Origin of the sequence: Xenorhabdus thailandensis, assembly GCF_037996785.1 — a bacterium.
Classification (GTDB): Bacteria; Pseudomonadota; Gammaproteobacteria; order Enterobacterales; family Enterobacteriaceae; genus Xenorhabdus; species Xenorhabdus griffiniae.
In genome coordinates, this window is the sequence record NZ_JBBMXF010000007.1 from 828,176 (window position 1) to 842,723 (window position 14,548).

Here is a 14,548-nt window from a genome sequence, read left to right on the forward strand (position 1 = left end):
CACACTATACGGCAAAATATGCAGAGAAGTTATGAGCAAAAGCAGGAAATGAGTGATGTGAGGGGAAACGCTGGCGGAACGTTTGTTCCCCCCTGATTGACTCAGGGAGGATGTTTTTAGTTGGCTTTGGCCAGGATTTTTTCTTCTGTTTGGGCGAAAAAGTATTTCAGGATTAAGTTCAACAGAATGCCATAAGCAGGCAGGAAGAACAGCATGCAGATAAACAGCTTGAAAGCATAATCCACTAACGCAATTTCTACCCAGTGGGTTGCCATAAATGCATCCGTGCTGCGGTAAAACGCGATAAAGAAAAAGGCCAGTGTATCAAGCATATTACCGAAAAACATGGCGGCAGCCGGCGCTATCCACCAGCGGCTTTTTTGGCGAAGACGATTGAAAACACCAACATCTAATATCTGGCCGAGCACATAGGCCATAAAGCTAGCGGCGGCAATGCGAGCGACAAACACATTAAAGGTTCCCAACGTCTCGAATCCTTGCCAGATCCCCTGGAAAAACAGAGCCGAAATCAGATAGGAGATCAGCAATGCCGGCAGCATAACGGAAATAATGATCCGGCGCGCCAATGGCGCACCATAAATACGCACGGTCAGATCAGTTGCCAAAAAGATAAAGGGAAATGTAAATGCTCCCCAAGTGGTATGAAAACCCAAAATTGAGATGGGTAATTGCACCAGATAGTTACTGGAAGTAATGATCAAAATGTGAAAAAGCGACAGCCAGATCAAGGCCGTAGCCCGCTGTTGCGTAGTTAATTGCAGCATATTGTACCTTTTTGGTGGCTGGGGTGAGGGAACCCAATAAATCCATTTACCTGACGATCAGGCGGTGGGATCATACGTGTGTTATGCAATAAAAGTAAAGTACGGCAGTTGGCGATATTTTGTAATATAATCCATTGCCATAGATTGTTTGAACCTACAGAGATTGTTATGTCCGATGTTTTTGCCAACCCTGACAAAACACTTGATACGCTGGGATTACGTTGCCCGGAGCCAGTAATGATGGTGCGCAAAGCTGTCCGCCATATGACTGTCGGTCAGACGTTGTTGGTCATTGCGGATGATCCGGCAACAACCCGCGATATTCCGGGGTTCTGTCGCTTTATGGATCATGCGTTGATCGCCCAAGAGACAGAGCAAACTCCGTATCGATACCTGCTCAAAAAAAGCGAAAATTCTGTTTAATTGAGAAAGGACTATATAATTAACTGGCGAAAAAAAAGAGCCGTGCTAGGATTTAAACATGGCATTTGGTTACTTATCTATCACCTCGCTGGATGCCATATTTTCTTTTTCCTTTAATAGCAACTTTTTGTAATTAATTATGATTTTGAAAAGGTGCATAATAATAGTATTAATATGCACCTTTTCAGTTTGTTATTTACCTTTGCCACTTTTCCATCCATCTGCTTGTGGCAATGTAGGTTGAATATTCCGTGTATTATTTCTGTGGTTTGCTCCTAAGTAGCCGAACTGCGTTTGCTGTTACCAAAGCCGTGGCTCCTGAATCGGCCAGAACGGCCATCCATAGTCCGGTAATACCCAATAGACTCGTGATAAGAAATATCGCCTTTAATCCTAACGCAATGGTGATATTTTGACGGATGTTATAATGGGTTGTTCGGGACAAGGCGATAATTTCAGGTAAACCCGTCAGCCGGTTATGCGTCAGGGCGGCGTCAGCTGTTTCCAGTGCAACATCAGTACCGCTGCCCATAGCAACACCTATCGTGGCCGCTTTCATGGCTGGCGCATCGTTGATACCATCACCAACCATCATGGTGCGGTGTTTTTGGTTCAACTCAATGACCGCTTTCACTTTATCTTCAGGCAACAACCCGGCGCGATAATCAATGCCCAGTCGATTCGCAATAGCTGCCGCGGCACGGGGATTATCTCCAGTCAGCATGACTGCATCGACACCTTGTTTTTTCAGGATACGGATAGTCTCTATGGCATCCTGACGCAAGGTATCTTGCATTGCTATCAGCCCCATAAGTTGCCCATTTTGTATGACAGCAACGGCTGTTTTTCCATTGTCTTCCAGCTCAGTGACTCTCTTTTTCCATTGTTCGGACAAAGTATTTTCCGGCAATCTTCCAGGGGCTGCGACGAGAATTTTTTGCCCCGATAATTGCCCTTCAACTCCTATGCCAGCCAGCGCCTTGCGCTGTTCTGCTTCAACAATTGTCACACCGCTGTTTTCTGCGGCATTCAGGATAGCTTTTGCCAGTGGGTGATGGGAGCCACTCTCTACAGCACCCGCTAGTGCCAGTAAGGTTTCTGTACTGACGTTTTCCACCGGTTCAATTTCAGTAACCTGGGGTTTGCCTTCGGTCAAGGTTCCGGTTTTATCCAGTGCAATGGTGCGCACTGAACCAAGTTGTTCCAAGGCTGCTCCACCTTTGATGAGGGAACCACGACGGGTTGCTGCGGCCAGCGCGGAAGTAATGGCGGCGGGCGTCGAGATGACTAATGCGCAAGGGCAACCAATTAACAGCAGCGTTAGGCCACGGTAGATCCAGGTTTCCCATGAGCCAGCAAAAAACAGGGGTGGGATCACTACCACCAATGCTGAGAACAAGATAATCAGCGGAGTATAGATACGACTGAAACGGTCGATAAAGCGTTCAATCGGTGCGCGGCGCTCTTCCGCTTCTTCAATCAGTTGCAGAATGCGGTCAATGGAGTTGTGACCCGGTTCAGAGATCACTTTCATCTGTACGGCACTATCAACAGAAAGGCAACCGGCGGCGACTTTTTCTCCTTGCTGCCGTTCAACCGGAACCGATTCACCGGTTAGGGCACTTTCATCGAAACTGGCAAAGGGACTGAGCAGTTCGGCATCGGTAGGTAAGCGTGCACCGGGGGCGATTTCGATGATATCCCCTGGACGCAGATCCGCCGCTGGCACGGTTTTCTTTTTTCCATCCTTAATAAGTAGGGCTTGTTCAGGAACTAATGCCATCAAGGCACTGACGCCGCGACGTGCGCGTCCGGCGGCATAGGATTCCATTATTTCCCCCAACTTGAACAGGAGAATAACCATTGCCGCTTCTGCGGTAGCATCAATAAACAAGGCACCGATGGCTGCAACACTCATCAACGTTTCAATGGCGAAAGGTGTGCCAGAACGGATCAGTTTGATGGCCTTGGTCGCTACCGGATATAACCCAATGAGTGTAGTGATGATGAAAGCAATCTGCCCTGCGGGGGCATTCGCTTTTGCTATTCCCCAACTGACGAACATCAAGGCGGCCAGAATCAAAATAGGGGAGAAAGTCTTCCAGTGACTGACTGCCGGAGGCAATTTAGATGCCGAACTTGCCTCTTTGATGGCAAAGCCGGCCTGTTTTACCGCTTGTTCAACGGCAGCACGGATATCAATATCAGCATCGACCACCAATTTCTCGGTTGTAAACAGAACCTTGACCTGTCTGGCTTCTGGCAGTTTTTTGACAGCATTTTCGATCTTTCCTGCACAGCTTGGGCAATCCATGCCTTGGATAGTCCAATTAAAACGTTGTCTCGCGGTTAATTCGGTGAGAACGTTATCCTGCATAGTATGTGCATGATCGTGTGAACAGTGTGCACCATTATGTTCATGGGAGTGTGCTGTGCCAGTAGAACAACAAGAAGAGTTATGGTCTTGTGTGTGAGAATGATGCAAATGTTCGTGGCTGTGATCGTGATGTTGATGTGAATGTTCACTTACATTATTGGCGATAGCCTGATGTCCATCTTTTTGCAAAGATAGAGAATTGTGCTGTGATTGCTTATGTTTTTTGGACGTGGATAACATAGGCGACCTCTTAAATAGAGTTAATCTTAATCATTAACATTAACTCTACACGTTGGAGTAAACTCCAGAGTCAAATCCAATAAGAGAAATTCTTTTGATGATTTGTGCTATTTGCAACCATCAATGCCCTTCCTTTTGATGTTACCTGCTCTCCAATTCTTTGGTTATCAAAATTCGCCGTAAATCCATCGCACAGGCGGTTACGGCCTGGGAAGTGGGAAGCCCCCCGATAGGACGGGGAGCGGTCACTAAGAGTTAAGCTATCATAGGAATAGTGAACGAATAATCAAAAAATGCCCGATAAAACCACAGGTAGCAACCATCGCTTTTGACAGTTTAAAAGGGAAACGATACTGAGCAATGATATTGATACTGTGTGCGAGGAGTAACAGGATAGCGCCGGAGATAACAGAGAAGTAGCTGTCGTTGCTGAGCGAAAAATATTGTTCTCCGGCAACCCAAACCATCAGTAGCGCCATAATGAAGCTATCAACTACCCGCCAACGCATATTATCTAGACGACTCCAGACTGTCAGTATGATCACAATGCCAACGACCAGCAAGATCAAAGGTAGCGGGAAGAAAAAACTAAAGCCCATATGTAAGGCAAAGCTGATAGTGTATAACAGGTAACTCAAGAACAGAGTGATGAATGAGAATAGTAAATACTTACCAGGGAGCATGCGGAGCGTATCAGAGAGCAAAGCAGTCAGAAGGCCCGCAATGATAAGGTAACCTGAAACCTCAAGGTTGGGCGCTTGGCAAGCCCATAATAGTAAAAGTAACATAGTGACGGGGCGGAAAACCCATTGCTGCCAGTTGGTGCCACGATAGGCAGCGTCAATATATAACCACCCAGAGAAAAACACAGCAAGAAATGGCCAACTCATATTTTTCCTTTCCTCAAAGTTCAGCGCCTGTTTTGTCAGGCAATTTTATTTATGATGGATTTGGTACGGAGAGTATCTTGATCTATTAATATTAATTCATTATTAACGAGAAAATAACGTTTTATTATCAAAAGCAAAGAACGTCAATGAGTAATTACGCGGATCACTCATTGACGAAGGAAAAATAAGATGAACCACTGGGTATGGGAAGTTACTTTTCTCCGTTGTTTTTCTTTTTGTTGTTTCTTTTGCCAGGCCGAATAATTCAAAGACGCCAAAAAAGAAGATCTTAGTCTGGAGAAAACCAGACAGCTTTTGATCTTTAGGCTGGGAGTTTTTCAGCAGTAGTAACTGAAAAGCATGCATGAGTACCGTAAATACCATTGCAATATCCATAAAATATCTCAATGGCTTAGGGAATGGGTGAAACAAATTGAAGATCATGATCCCCCAAACTAAGATCATGATCCCTCTTCCTAATTGAATAAACATCATCGACTCCAAAAGCGTGTTTAAACCGTCCAGACTCCCGATTACGGGTGGCGAATATATAAACGATAAGCAACTTGTCCGGCCGTTTTTTCCCGATGCAGTTGCCAGTTTGGGGGAACTTCTGTCGCAGCAGATTCTGCTTCTGCCTCAACATAAATCCAGCTTTCTTCTGCTAGCCAGTTATTGGCTTCCAATAAATTGATTGTTTCAGCCAGCATTCCCTTACGGAATGGTGGATCGAGGAAAACCACATCAAACGGTGTTCCGGTGTTGTTAAGGTATTGTAGTGTATTACCTTGCACCACATCGGCATTTTCAGCTTTCAGTAAGGCCAAGTTAGCCGATAGTTGTTTCGCCACATTACGATCATATTCAATTAAGGTCGTGTGGCTTGCATAACGAGACAACGCTTCAAATCCAAGCGCTCCGCTACCTGAAAAACAATCCAGGCAACGAGCACCTTGAATCACTGGCATAAGCCAGTTAAAAAGTGTCTCACGGACGCGATCTGTTGTTGGACGCAGGCCGTCACTATCAGGGACCGGCAATTTTCTTCCGCGCCATTTTCCGCCAATAATGCGGATTTGTCCCAAAGACGTGCGCTGTGGTTTTTTAGTCATAATTTACATAACTTAAATATTTGCCATCCGACGTGACTCAATAATATCTGGCGGAGACAAAAAGTGAGTGAAAACGAAGATATCCATTGATTAATTTACCACGAAATCCTCTATAGATATGTGTTGTGGTGTGATGAAAATGTTAGACTGGATTCATTACTGTTAGAACCTATCTCAGTGGATATAAAAGCATATATCTAACTTAACTGCGAGGAGTGTAGTGGCCGATGGCAAAAGAGAAAAAAAGAGGTTTCTTCTCTTGGTTTGGACTTGGTCGTCAAGATAACAAACAGCAAGAAGAACAAGCTGAACAAGAAAGAGTAGCTGCGGAGGAAGCGGCTCGTCATGCGGCAGAAGAAGCGGAGCAGCAGCGTTTGGCGGAAGAAGCCGCCCGTCGCGCCGCAGAAGAGGCAGAACAGCAACGCTTGGCGGAAGAAGCCGCCCGTCGCGCCGCAGAAGAGGCAGAACAGCAGCGTTTGGAGGAAGAAGCCGCCTGTCGCGCCGCAGAAGAGGCAGAACAGCAACGTTTGGCGGAAGAAGCCGCCCGTCGCGCCGCAGAAGAGGCAGAACAGCAACGTTTGGCGGAAGAAGCCGCCCGCCGCGCCGCAGAAGAGGCAGAACAGCAGCGTTTGGCGGAAGAAGCCGCCCGTCGCGCCGCAGAAGAGGCAGAACAGCAGCGTTTGGCGGAAGAAGCCGCCCGTCGCGCCGCAGAAGAGGCAGAACAGCAGCGTTTGGCGGAAGAAGCCGCCCGTCGCGCCGCAGAAGAGGCAGAACAGCAACGTTTGGCGGAAGAAGCCGCCCGCCGCGCCGCAGAAGAGGCAGAACAGCAGCGTTTGGCGGAAGAAGCCGCCCGTCGCGCCGCAGAAGAAGCAGAACAGCAGCGTTTAGCAGAAGAATCAGCTCGTCAGGCAGAAGAACAGGCGCCCTTACCTAAGGAACAAGAACGGCCGACTAAAGAAGGATTTTTTGCTCGTCTGAAACGCAGCCTGGTTAAAACTCGTCAAAATCTTGGCTCTGGTTTCTTGGGACTATTTCGTGGCAAGAAAATTGATGATGATCTGTTTGAAGAGCTGGAAGAGCAATTATTGATTGCCGATGTGGGCGTTGAAACTACCCGTAAGATCATTGCTAATCTGACAGCTCATGCTAGCCGCAAGGAGTTGAAAGATGCAGAAGCGCTTTACTCTAAACTGAAAGAAGAGATGTCAACCATTCTGGCGAAAGTTGATAAGCCGCTGGAGATAGAAAGCAAATCACCTTATGTCATTTTGATGGTGGGAGTAAATGGTGTTGGTAAAACGACCACGATTGGAAAGTTGGCGCGTCAATATCATTCACAAGGCAAATCTGTCATGCTGGCGGCTGGAGATACCTTCCGTGCGGCTGCGGTAGAACAGTTACAAGTTTGGGGGGAACGCAACAAAATCCCAGTGATTTCCCAACATACAGGAGCAGATTCCGCCTCGGTGATTTTTGACGCCATCCAGTCAGCCAAGGCTAAGGGTATTGATGTCCTGATTGCAGATACCGCTGGGCGCTTGCAGAACAAATCCCATTTGATGGAAGAACTGAAAAAAATCGTTCGCGTGATGAAAAAACTGGACGAAGACGCACCTCATGAAATTATGCTGACTCTGGATGCCAGCACCGGTCAAAATGCAGTAAGTCAGGCTAAACTATTTCATGAAGCTGTGGGGTTGACGGGTATTTCACTGACCAAACTGGATGGTACTGCGAAAGGGGGAGTTATCTTCGCTATTGCCGACCAATTTGAGATCCCAATCCGTTACATTGGTGTGGGTGAAGGCATTGAAGATCTCCGTCCATTTAAGGCAGACGATTTTATTGAGGCTCTTTTTGCCCGAGAGGATTAACTATCAATGATTCGCTTTGAACAGGTCAGTAAAGCCTATCTGGGAGGGCGGCAGGCGCTGCAAGGGGTGGATTTTCATCTACTTCCAGGAGAAATGGCATTTTTAACCGGTCACTCAGGGGCCGGTAAAAGTACACTTTTGAAACTTATCTGTGGCATCGAACGCCCTAGCGCAGGCCATATTTTGTTTTCTGGTCATGACATTAGCCGACTAAAATCCCGTGAGATCCCTTTTTTACGCCGTCAGATCGGCATGATTTTTCAGGATCATCACCTGCTGTTGGATCGCACCGTATACGAGAATGTCGCTATGCCGCTGATCATCTCAGGGGCCAGTGCTGAAGACATTCGTCGACGGGTATCTGCGGCGTTGGATAAGGTCGGCTTACTGGACAAAGCGAAAAACTTCCCTATTCAGCTTTCCGGTGGAGAACAACAACGTGTTGGTATCGCCCGTGCGGTGGTGAATAAGCCAACCGTCTTGCTGGCAGATGAACCGACGGGAAATTTGGATGGGGAATTATCAGAGGGGATCATGCGTCTGTTTGAAGAATTTAACCGAGTTGGTGTGACGGTTCTGATGGCTACCCATGATACAGCTCTCATTGAACGAAGGAAATATCGTATCTTGACCCTGAATCAGGGACGTATACAAGGAGGACATCATGGCTAAGCATGTCCGTCATTCAGCGAAAAAAACCCAGCCCCCAAAATCTAAATCATTAAAAGGGGGATGGCGTGTACAGTGGCGTTATGCGTGGAAGAGTACGCTGTCCGATATGTTTCGCCAACCGTTGGCAACGTTGCTGACTGTTATGGTGATAGCGATTTCCCTGACCTTGCCGAGTGTGTTCTATATTGTTTGGAAAAACGTCAATCAAGCGGTGATGCAGTGGTATCCCATTCCACAACTCACGGTCTATTTGGATAAGTCTCTAAATGATAATAGTGTCAAGCAGGTGATTGATCAGTTGAAAGGCATGGATGGCGTGAAATCGGTAAATTACCTTTCCCGTGAAGAAGCCGTAAACGAATTTCGGGCTTGGTCCGGTTTCGCCAGTGCACTAGATCTGCTGGAGGAAAACCCTCTGCCGGCAGTTGCTATCGTCTCTCCTAAATTAAATTTCCAAGATTCTCAGGCGCTAACAACATTACGAGATCAAGTTGCACAGATTAAAGGCATTGAAGAAGTCAGAATGGATGATAGCTGGTTTGCCCGCTTGACCGCGTTGGCTGACCTTGTTGGTAGAATTGCTGCGGTGATAGGTATCTTGATGGTGGTTGCTCTGCTCTTGGTCATTGGTAATAGTGTCCGGCTGAGTATCTTTAGCCGCCGTGAGACGATTAACGTCATGAAGCTGATTGGGGCAACGGATGGTTTTATTTTACGTCCTTTCCTTAATGGTGGAACCTTATTGGGGATTTTGGGGGCAATATTCTCCTTGATCCTCTCTTCTCTGCTGGTGTGGAAACTTTCTAACGTGGTCACAGAAGTGGCGAGTGTTTTCGGTACAAGTTTTATATTGCATGGTTTGGAGTGGGATGAATCACTCTTATTAGTGCTTATTTCGGGTATGATTGGTTGGATTGCTGCGTGGTTTGCGACAATTCAGCATTTACGTCGTTTTAGGCCGGAATAAAGGCATTTCAGGGCTTGCCAGCGAACTTTTGGGTTTAATTGTTGCCCAAGTCACAGTTATGTTTTGTATTGGTATTCACGCAACTGAGACGAGTTGAATATGATCTTTACGGTGGTAAAATAGACATCTCTTTAGCTTGAATAAACCTTATGGGTTAATTCAGGTGAGCTTAAAGGCCATCAATTTGGATCTAATTTTGAGAGAATTTGAATGACAAAAGAAATGCAAACTTTGGCGTTAGTTCCACAAGGTAGTTTGGAAGGGTACATGCGTGCCTCCAATGCTTATCCTATGCTTTCTGCCGAGGAAGAGAAGGAACTGGCAGAAAGGCTGCATTACCAGGGCGATCTGGATGCAGCGAAAAAGCTGATCCTTTCTCACCTGCGCTTCGTTGTTCATATTGCCCGCAGTTATGCCGGTTATGGTCTGCCGCAAGCGGATTTGATTCAGGAAGGTAATATTGGCCTGATGAAAGCGGTTCGTCGTTTTAATCCAGAAGTGGGCGTACGTCTGGTTTCTTTTGCTGTTCACTGGATTAAGGCAGAAATCCATGAATATGTATTGCGTAATTGGCGTATTGTGAAGGTCGCAACAACAAAAGCTCAGCGTAAGCTGTTCTTTAATTTGCGCAAGGCTAAACAGCGTCTGGGGTGGTTCAATCAGGATGAAATTGAACTGGTTGCCAAAGAATTGGGCGTGACCAGCAAAGATGTCCGAGAGATGGAATCCCGCATGTCAGCGCAGGATATGGCATTTGATATGTCTTCTGATGATGACAATCACGATAGCCATCCAGTGGCTCCAGTGCTGTATTTGCAAGATAAGGCTTCTGACTTTGCCGATGGCATTGAAGAAGATAACTGGGAAACTCACGCTGCGGATAAGCTTTCTGTGGCGATGGAAGGGCTGGACGAACGTAGCCAGGACATCATTCGTTCTCGTTGGTTGGATGATGACAATAAAACCACCTTGCAAGAATTAGCGGATAAGTATGGTGTATCTGCTGAACGTGTTCGGCAGCTGGAAAAAAATGCCATGAAGAAATTGCGACTGGCTATTGAAGCGTAATCTCTTAACTGAGCAAAATTTTCTGGATTAAAAAGCGATAATTTGTTTATCGCTTTTTTTATGCGTGTAAAACAAACAGCACCAAAGAACTGAGGAAATTCCATGATGAAAATTGTGATTGCCCCTGATTCATTTAAGGAAAGTTTGAGTGCCTTGCAGGTGGCACAGGCAATAGAGCGGGGATTTAAGGAGATTTATCCGCAAGCAGACTATATCAAGTTACCTATGGCGGATGGCGGCGAAGGGACAGTCGAATCACTGGTGGCTGCAACTGGGGGAAAACGTATCGTGTGTACTGTTACTGATCCTTTGGGGCAACCTGTTGAGGCATTTTTTGGTCTGCTTGGCGATGGAAAAACCGCAGTGATTGAAATGGCTGCCGCTTCTGGTTTGCACTTGGTGCCGATGAAGCAGCGTAACCCTCTGATAACGACGAGTTATGGAACGGGAGAATTGATTCTGGCTGCATTGAATCAGGGGGTACACAAACTGATTTTAGGCATTGGCGGCAGTGCGACCAACGATGGTGGTGCAGGCATGATGCAGGCACTTGGTGCGAATTTATTGGATGGTGACAGTCGTATTCTGCCATTCGGCGGCGCGGCATTAACTCGGCTGGAAGGGATTGACTTAACGAACCTTGATCCACGTCTCAGGCAAATTGAACTTACCGTGGCTTGTGATGTGAATAACCCATTATGTGGTGAACAGGGAGCATCAGCAGTATTTGGTTCACAAAAAGGTGCGACACCGGAGATGGTGAAATTGTTAGACTCTGCATTGCGTCATTATGGCATGAAAATAGAATCCCTAACGGGAAAAAGCGTGATTGATGCTGCTGGTGCAGGTGCGGCTGGAGGGATGGGCGCAGCCTTATTGGGGTGCTTGGGCGCAAGATTACAGCCAGGTATTGAGCTGGTTATCGAAACCTTGCAACTGGAAGAAGCGATTCAGGGTGCGGATTTGGTCATTACGGGGGAAGGTCGTCTGGATAGCCAGACCATATACGGTAAAACACCCATTGGTGTTGCCCGTGTTGCGAAAAAGTTTGGTATTCCCACCATTGCGTTAGTTGGGGGAATGAGCCGAGACTATCATGTTGTGCATCAGCACGGGTTGGATGCGGTCTTTTCCATCATACCGGAGGCCTGTTCCCTTGCTGATGCCCTTGCCAATGGTGCCGATAATTTGCAGGTAACGGCACGGAATATTGCCGCGATTTGGGCTATTTCCCACTAAATTGTCTTATGAGCGCTATTGCCGTTTATTGTGCCGTTGAGTCATGATGGCAGTGAAACCGATAGATGCAGCAAATAACAACGCTCCCATTAAAAATACCCATTCATAGTGGTTATTGAATAACAAGACACTGCCAACCATTGGGCCAACAGCCATTCCCATATATCGAATAAAATTATAAAGCCCAATCACAGTTGCTCGTTCTTCCACAAATGTTGTTAGTAGTAAAGTGGTATGTGTAGGTATCGATAACCCCAGCGTGAAACCGTATAAAGCGGTGACAGTAATTAATGTGGGAATGCCGAACCGAAATGTGATGGAAAACAACAGGATTAAAGCCAGATTTAGCAAGCTGCTGATAATCAGGCCATTTATCTCAGAAAACCGATGATGGAGTAAACGATAGCTATAGTTGCCACCAATCATTGCCAGTGATATGGGAATGTACATCCAACCGATATCGGCAGGACTGAAACCATATTCATGGTTTAAGATGATGGGTAAAAAAGTCAAAAAACAGAAATAACAATAGGACAGCATAAAGCCAATACAGAAAACGGATTGTGGGATGCGAGCTGACAAAATCTGGCCGAACTGCCAAAACACCCTTTTGGCACTTGCTGACGGTTTTGGCTTATTTTCGGGTATGGTTTCAGGTTTAGTTTCTGGTAACCAAAGCAAATTGCTGATCAGTATTAGCCCACCGATAACAGCAATAAATTGGAAAATCGCAACATATCCGTTTAATTCGGCTAAATAGCCACCGAGCAGTGGTCCCAAAGCCGGGGTCAGCGTTAACAACATCTGATAAGTACTGATAGCTTTGGCACGATGTTGCTCTTCATACAGATCACCAATAATTGTTGCTGCAATAACAGGAATAGCTGCAATCCCAATAGCTTGAACTATTCGAAAGGCAATCAGCCAATAAATATCGGAAGCCATCGCACAACCAACAGAGCCAATGACGGAAATAGTCAGGGCAGGAAGTAAAATGGCTTTACGGCCTTTACTGTCCGCTAATGGACCATACACGATTTGCATAATCGCTAAAACAAACGTGAATGCTGATACAGTCAGGTTTACTAAAGGTAGAGGTGCATTGAATAGCGCCTGTATGGTAGGAATAACGGGAACATAGATATTTTGTGTAAGAGCGCCTAATAGGGCACTGAAACATACGAGGTAGAAGATCACTTTGACATTATGAGCTGAGTTATATTGATTCATCTTTTTTCTCCATTTTGTTTCCAGGGAAACAATATTGAGATTAATAAATGAGGAGATTTAGTAAAGATCTTTTTCTTCTTTTTTTGTTATGATGCCAAAAATATTTTCCTTGGAAATATTATTTTGGAAAAGTAGTAAATGAATAACAGTATAGTTTACCAACGTGAGATCCTTGCTGCCGTTAATCACTTGATGCATCTAAGAGAGGGTATGAAGAGAGGGCACAGTGAAGAGACACTTCGCAAATATGGGCTTAGTGGTTATTCATTGTCTGAATTACATGTGGTTCAGTGTATTGGAGGATCGGTATTATTAAATATCACAAGTATCAGCCAAGAGCTGGGAATGACTAAGGGTGCTATCTCGAAGATCTGTGCAAAACTTCTTCAACGCTCTATCGTTGAAAAACTGAAAATGGTAGATAACCAGAAAGAGACCTATTTCAGTCTCACTGACAAAGGGAAGCAAATATTTTCTGCTCATAAAAAACTGCATCAGCAAGTAGAATCAAGATGGTTACAAATATTGGAAAACTATTCACCGGAAGAGTTGATAACCATTAAGCGATTTATGACAGATATAGTCAGTCAAACTCGATACTGAAATGCAGTAATACAGTGGCATGACAAAAATCAGAAGCCTGAATGGGGTAAGTAACACAACAGGCTTCTGATGAATTTATCTTGCCTCATTTAAAAACCATTCTTACCTATAATTGTCTCGGCAATGGGAATATATTGATCCGTCATTTTATTAACTGCACCAACTTCTTTTTTTTTTGGTTGGCAATCTTCGAAAAACCACGCAATTGGCGTATTTAATAACCCGGCAATTTCAACCAGATGAGTGAGGTTAATCCGGTTTGTTCCTCTTTCGTAACGTGAAAGTTGTTGTTGACTGAGGCCAATTTGCTTTGCTAACGCAGTAGCGGTGACACCTTGTTCTTTCCTTTTGACCTGAATACGGTTTCCGACTAATAGGTTTGCATCTTCCATATCTTATCCTTTTAATTAGTAAGTTATGGCGTCATCAAGGAGAATTGCTGGAGCTTAAAATGAATTCGATTTTTGCCCCACGAGTTGCTCGTAAAATAAAGCTTGCCTTGACGGATTTGCTGCCGTTCACGGTATGCCTATTGTTACCACCTGATTCGCCGTTTTTGTTTTGACATGCGTCTTGTTTTGTAATCCCTGTCTTATGGTTATCCCTGCATATTTTTCGGTTGAGTTATCTGTACGGCTTAAACAGAGTTTCTACTCCCCCTTGCATGTAAGATAACCAATATTTTTTAATTTTTTAAAAATTCATTATATTGATTTTTAATGATTTTTTTGTTTATTAACGTAAATTTGCAAAAAAAACATTAAATTTTTATCTAACCTTATATTTGTTGGCATATCTAGTACTAGTTGACGATTTTCTAGAGGTTACAAACTGGACAAAATATACCAAACTGTAAACATAATCCTACATAATTTAACCTAAGTCAAATTTCATTACATACTACAAATTATTATACTTAAGTAATTATAATATATGAATTTTTTTTGTGATTCACATGTTTTGTTACATTGCAATAATATTGATAATTAAAAAACGTTACTTGATGCCAGTCAAGTATTGATAGGTTATCCAGAATTAATGTTTTAAAATCATTACATATCCGAAATT

At 44.9% G+C, this 14,548-nt stretch carries 13 protein-coding genes and 1 pseudogene; 7 read left to right on the top strand and 7 right to left on the bottom strand.

Annotated features, from left to right (window positions below):
- Positions 1 to 116 precede the first annotated feature (116 nt).
- The gene (locus AAC853_RS06375; protein WP_338884181.1) at positions 117 to 785 is read right to left on the bottom strand and encodes a 7-cyano-7-deazaguanine/7-aminomethyl-7-deazaguanine transporter; all 669 of its coding nucleotides are present in this window, start codon (positions 783 to 785) and stop codon (positions 117 to 119) included.
- 168 nt (positions 786 to 953) lie between these two features.
- Here AAC853_RS06375 and tusA point away from each other — a divergent pair, with 168 nt between their 5' ends.
- Positions 954 to 1,208 (top strand): sulfurtransferase TusA, encoded by a 255-nt coding sequence (tusA, locus tag AAC853_RS06380; protein WP_340613997.1) that lies wholly within the window; start codon positions 954 to 956, stop codon positions 1,206 to 1,208.
- A 256-nt stretch (positions 1,209 to 1,464) separates the two neighbouring features.
- On the opposite strand, the gene AAC853_RS06385 is transcribed toward tusA, so the two are convergent.
- The 4 genes and pseudogenes from AAC853_RS06385 to rsmD form a co-directional block, all read right to left on the bottom strand.
- The gene (locus tag AAC853_RS06385) at positions 1,465 to 3,825 is read right to left on the bottom strand and encodes a zinc/cadmium/mercury/lead-transporting ATPase (protein WP_340613998.1); all 2,361 of its coding nucleotides are present in this window, start codon (positions 3,823 to 3,825) and stop codon (positions 1,465 to 1,467) included.
- Positions 3,826 to 4,088: 263 nt separating this feature from the next.
- Positions 4,089 to 4,715: a lysoplasmalogenase gene (locus AAC853_RS06390; protein WP_338884184.1), complete on the bottom strand. Its 627-nt coding sequence runs from the start codon at positions 4,713 to 4,715 to the stop codon at positions 4,089 to 4,091.
- 167 nt (positions 4,716 to 4,882) lie between these two features.
- A pseudogene (locus tag AAC853_RS06395) lies at positions 4,883 to 5,207 on the bottom strand (DUF1145 family protein).
- 41 nt (positions 5,208 to 5,248) lie between these two features.
- Positions 5,249 to 5,827: a 16S rRNA (guanine(966)-N(2))-methyltransferase gene (rsmD, locus tag AAC853_RS06400; RefSeq protein WP_340613999.1), complete on the bottom strand. Its 579-nt coding sequence runs from the start codon at positions 5,825 to 5,827 to the stop codon at positions 5,249 to 5,251.
- Between the two features lie 227 nt (positions 5,828 to 6,054).
- Here rsmD and ftsY point away from each other — a divergent pair, with 227 nt between their 5' ends.
- From ftsY to AAC853_RS06425, 5 genes are all read left to right on the top strand, one after another.
- Positions 6,055 to 7,701 carry a signal recognition particle-docking protein FtsY gene (gene ftsY / locus AAC853_RS06405; protein WP_340614000.1) on the top strand — a complete coding sequence of 549 codons (1,647 nt, stop codon included), beginning with the start codon at positions 6,055 to 6,057 and terminating at the stop codon, positions 7,699 to 7,701.
- 6 nt (positions 7,702 to 7,707) lie between these two features.
- On the top strand, positions 7,708 to 8,373 hold the full coding sequence (ftsE, locus tag AAC853_RS06410; RefSeq protein ID WP_338884189.1) for a cell division ATP-binding protein FtsE: 666 nt from the start codon (positions 7,708 to 7,710) through the stop codon (positions 8,371 to 8,373).
- Positions 8,366 to 9,340, top strand: coding sequence for a permease-like cell division protein FtsX (gene ftsX, locus AAC853_RS06415; RefSeq protein WP_340614001.1), 975 nt, complete (start codon positions 8,366 to 8,368; stop codon positions 9,338 to 9,340). Before ftsE ends, ftsX begins: the two co-directional genes overlap by 8 nt.
- Positions 9,341 to 9,550: 210 nt before the next feature.
- Positions 9,551 to 10,408 (top strand): RNA polymerase sigma factor RpoH, encoded by an 858-nt coding sequence (gene rpoH / locus AAC853_RS06420; protein ID WP_340614002.1) that lies wholly within the window; start codon positions 9,551 to 9,553, stop codon positions 10,406 to 10,408.
- A gap of 105 nt (positions 10,409 to 10,513) precedes the next feature.
- Positions 10,514 to 11,647, top strand: a complete 1,134-nt coding sequence (locus AAC853_RS06425) for a glycerate kinase (RefSeq protein ID WP_340614168.1) — start codon at positions 10,514 to 10,516, stop codon at positions 11,645 to 11,647.
- Positions 11,648 to 11,662: 15 nt separating this feature from the next.
- Here the strand turns inward: AAC853_RS06425 and AAC853_RS06430 are convergent, their stop codons facing one another.
- Positions 11,663 to 12,877, bottom strand: coding sequence for an MFS transporter (locus AAC853_RS06430; protein WP_340614003.1), 1,215 nt, complete (start codon positions 12,875 to 12,877; stop codon positions 11,663 to 11,665).
- A 138-nt stretch (positions 12,878 to 13,015) separates the two neighbouring features.
- On the opposite strand from AAC853_RS06430, the gene AAC853_RS06435 reads away from it, so the two are divergent.
- Positions 13,016 to 13,480, top strand: a complete 465-nt coding sequence (locus AAC853_RS06435) for a MarR family transcriptional regulator (RefSeq protein WP_338884193.1) — start codon at positions 13,016 to 13,018, stop codon at positions 13,478 to 13,480.
- A gap of 89 nt (positions 13,481 to 13,569) precedes the next feature.
- Here AAC853_RS06435 and AAC853_RS06440 read toward each other — a convergent pair whose 3' ends face one another.
- Positions 13,570 to 13,872: a helix-turn-helix domain-containing protein gene (locus AAC853_RS06440; RefSeq protein WP_338884194.1), complete on the bottom strand. Its 303-nt coding sequence runs from the start codon at positions 13,870 to 13,872 to the stop codon at positions 13,570 to 13,572.
- Positions 13,873 to 14,548 lie beyond the last annotated feature (676 nt).

What these genes read in the sequence shown, in the direction of transcription:
- AAC853_RS06375 (WP_338884181.1), bottom strand. Translation starts at nt 785, where the DNA reads ATGCTGCAATTAACTACGCAACAGCGGGCTACGGCCTTGATCTGGCTG.
- tusA (WP_340613997.1), top strand. Translation starts at nt 954, where the DNA reads ATGTCCGATGTTTTTGCCAACCCTGACAAAACACTTGATACGCTGGGA.
- AAC853_RS06385 (WP_340613998.1), bottom strand. Translation starts at nt 3,825, where the DNA reads ATGTTATCCACGTCCAAAAAACATAAGCAATCACAGCACAATTCTCTA.
- AAC853_RS06390 (WP_338884184.1), bottom strand. Translation starts at nt 4,715, where the DNA reads ATGAGTTGGCCATTTCTTGCTGTGTTTTTCTCTGGGTGGTTATATATT.
- rsmD (WP_340613999.1), bottom strand. Translation starts at nt 5,827, where the DNA reads ATGACTAAAAAACCACAGCGCACGTCTTTGGGACAAATCCGCATTATT.
- ftsY (WP_340614000.1), top strand. Translation starts at nt 6,055, where the DNA reads ATGGCAAAAGAGAAAAAAAGAGGTTTCTTCTCTTGGTTTGGACTTGGT.
- ftsE (WP_338884189.1), top strand. Translation starts at nt 7,708, where the DNA reads ATGATTCGCTTTGAACAGGTCAGTAAAGCCTATCTGGGAGGGCGGCAG.
- ftsX (WP_340614001.1), top strand. Translation starts at nt 8,366, where the DNA reads ATGGCTAAGCATGTCCGTCATTCAGCGAAAAAAACCCAGCCCCCAAAA.
- rpoH (WP_340614002.1), top strand. Translation starts at nt 9,551, where the DNA reads ATGACAAAAGAAATGCAAACTTTGGCGTTAGTTCCACAAGGTAGTTTG.
- AAC853_RS06425 (WP_340614168.1), top strand. Translation starts at nt 10,514, where the DNA reads ATGAAAATTGTGATTGCCCCTGATTCATTTAAGGAAAGTTTGAGTGCC.
- AAC853_RS06430 (WP_340614003.1), bottom strand. Translation starts at nt 12,877, where the DNA reads ATGAATCAATATAACTCAGCTCATAATGTCAAAGTGATCTTCTACCTC.
- AAC853_RS06435 (WP_338884193.1), top strand. Translation starts at nt 13,016, where the DNA reads ATGAATAACAGTATAGTTTACCAACGTGAGATCCTTGCTGCCGTTAAT.
- AAC853_RS06440 (WP_338884194.1), bottom strand. Translation starts at nt 13,872, where the DNA reads ATGGAAGATGCAAACCTATTAGTCGGAAACCGTATTCAGGTCAAAAGG.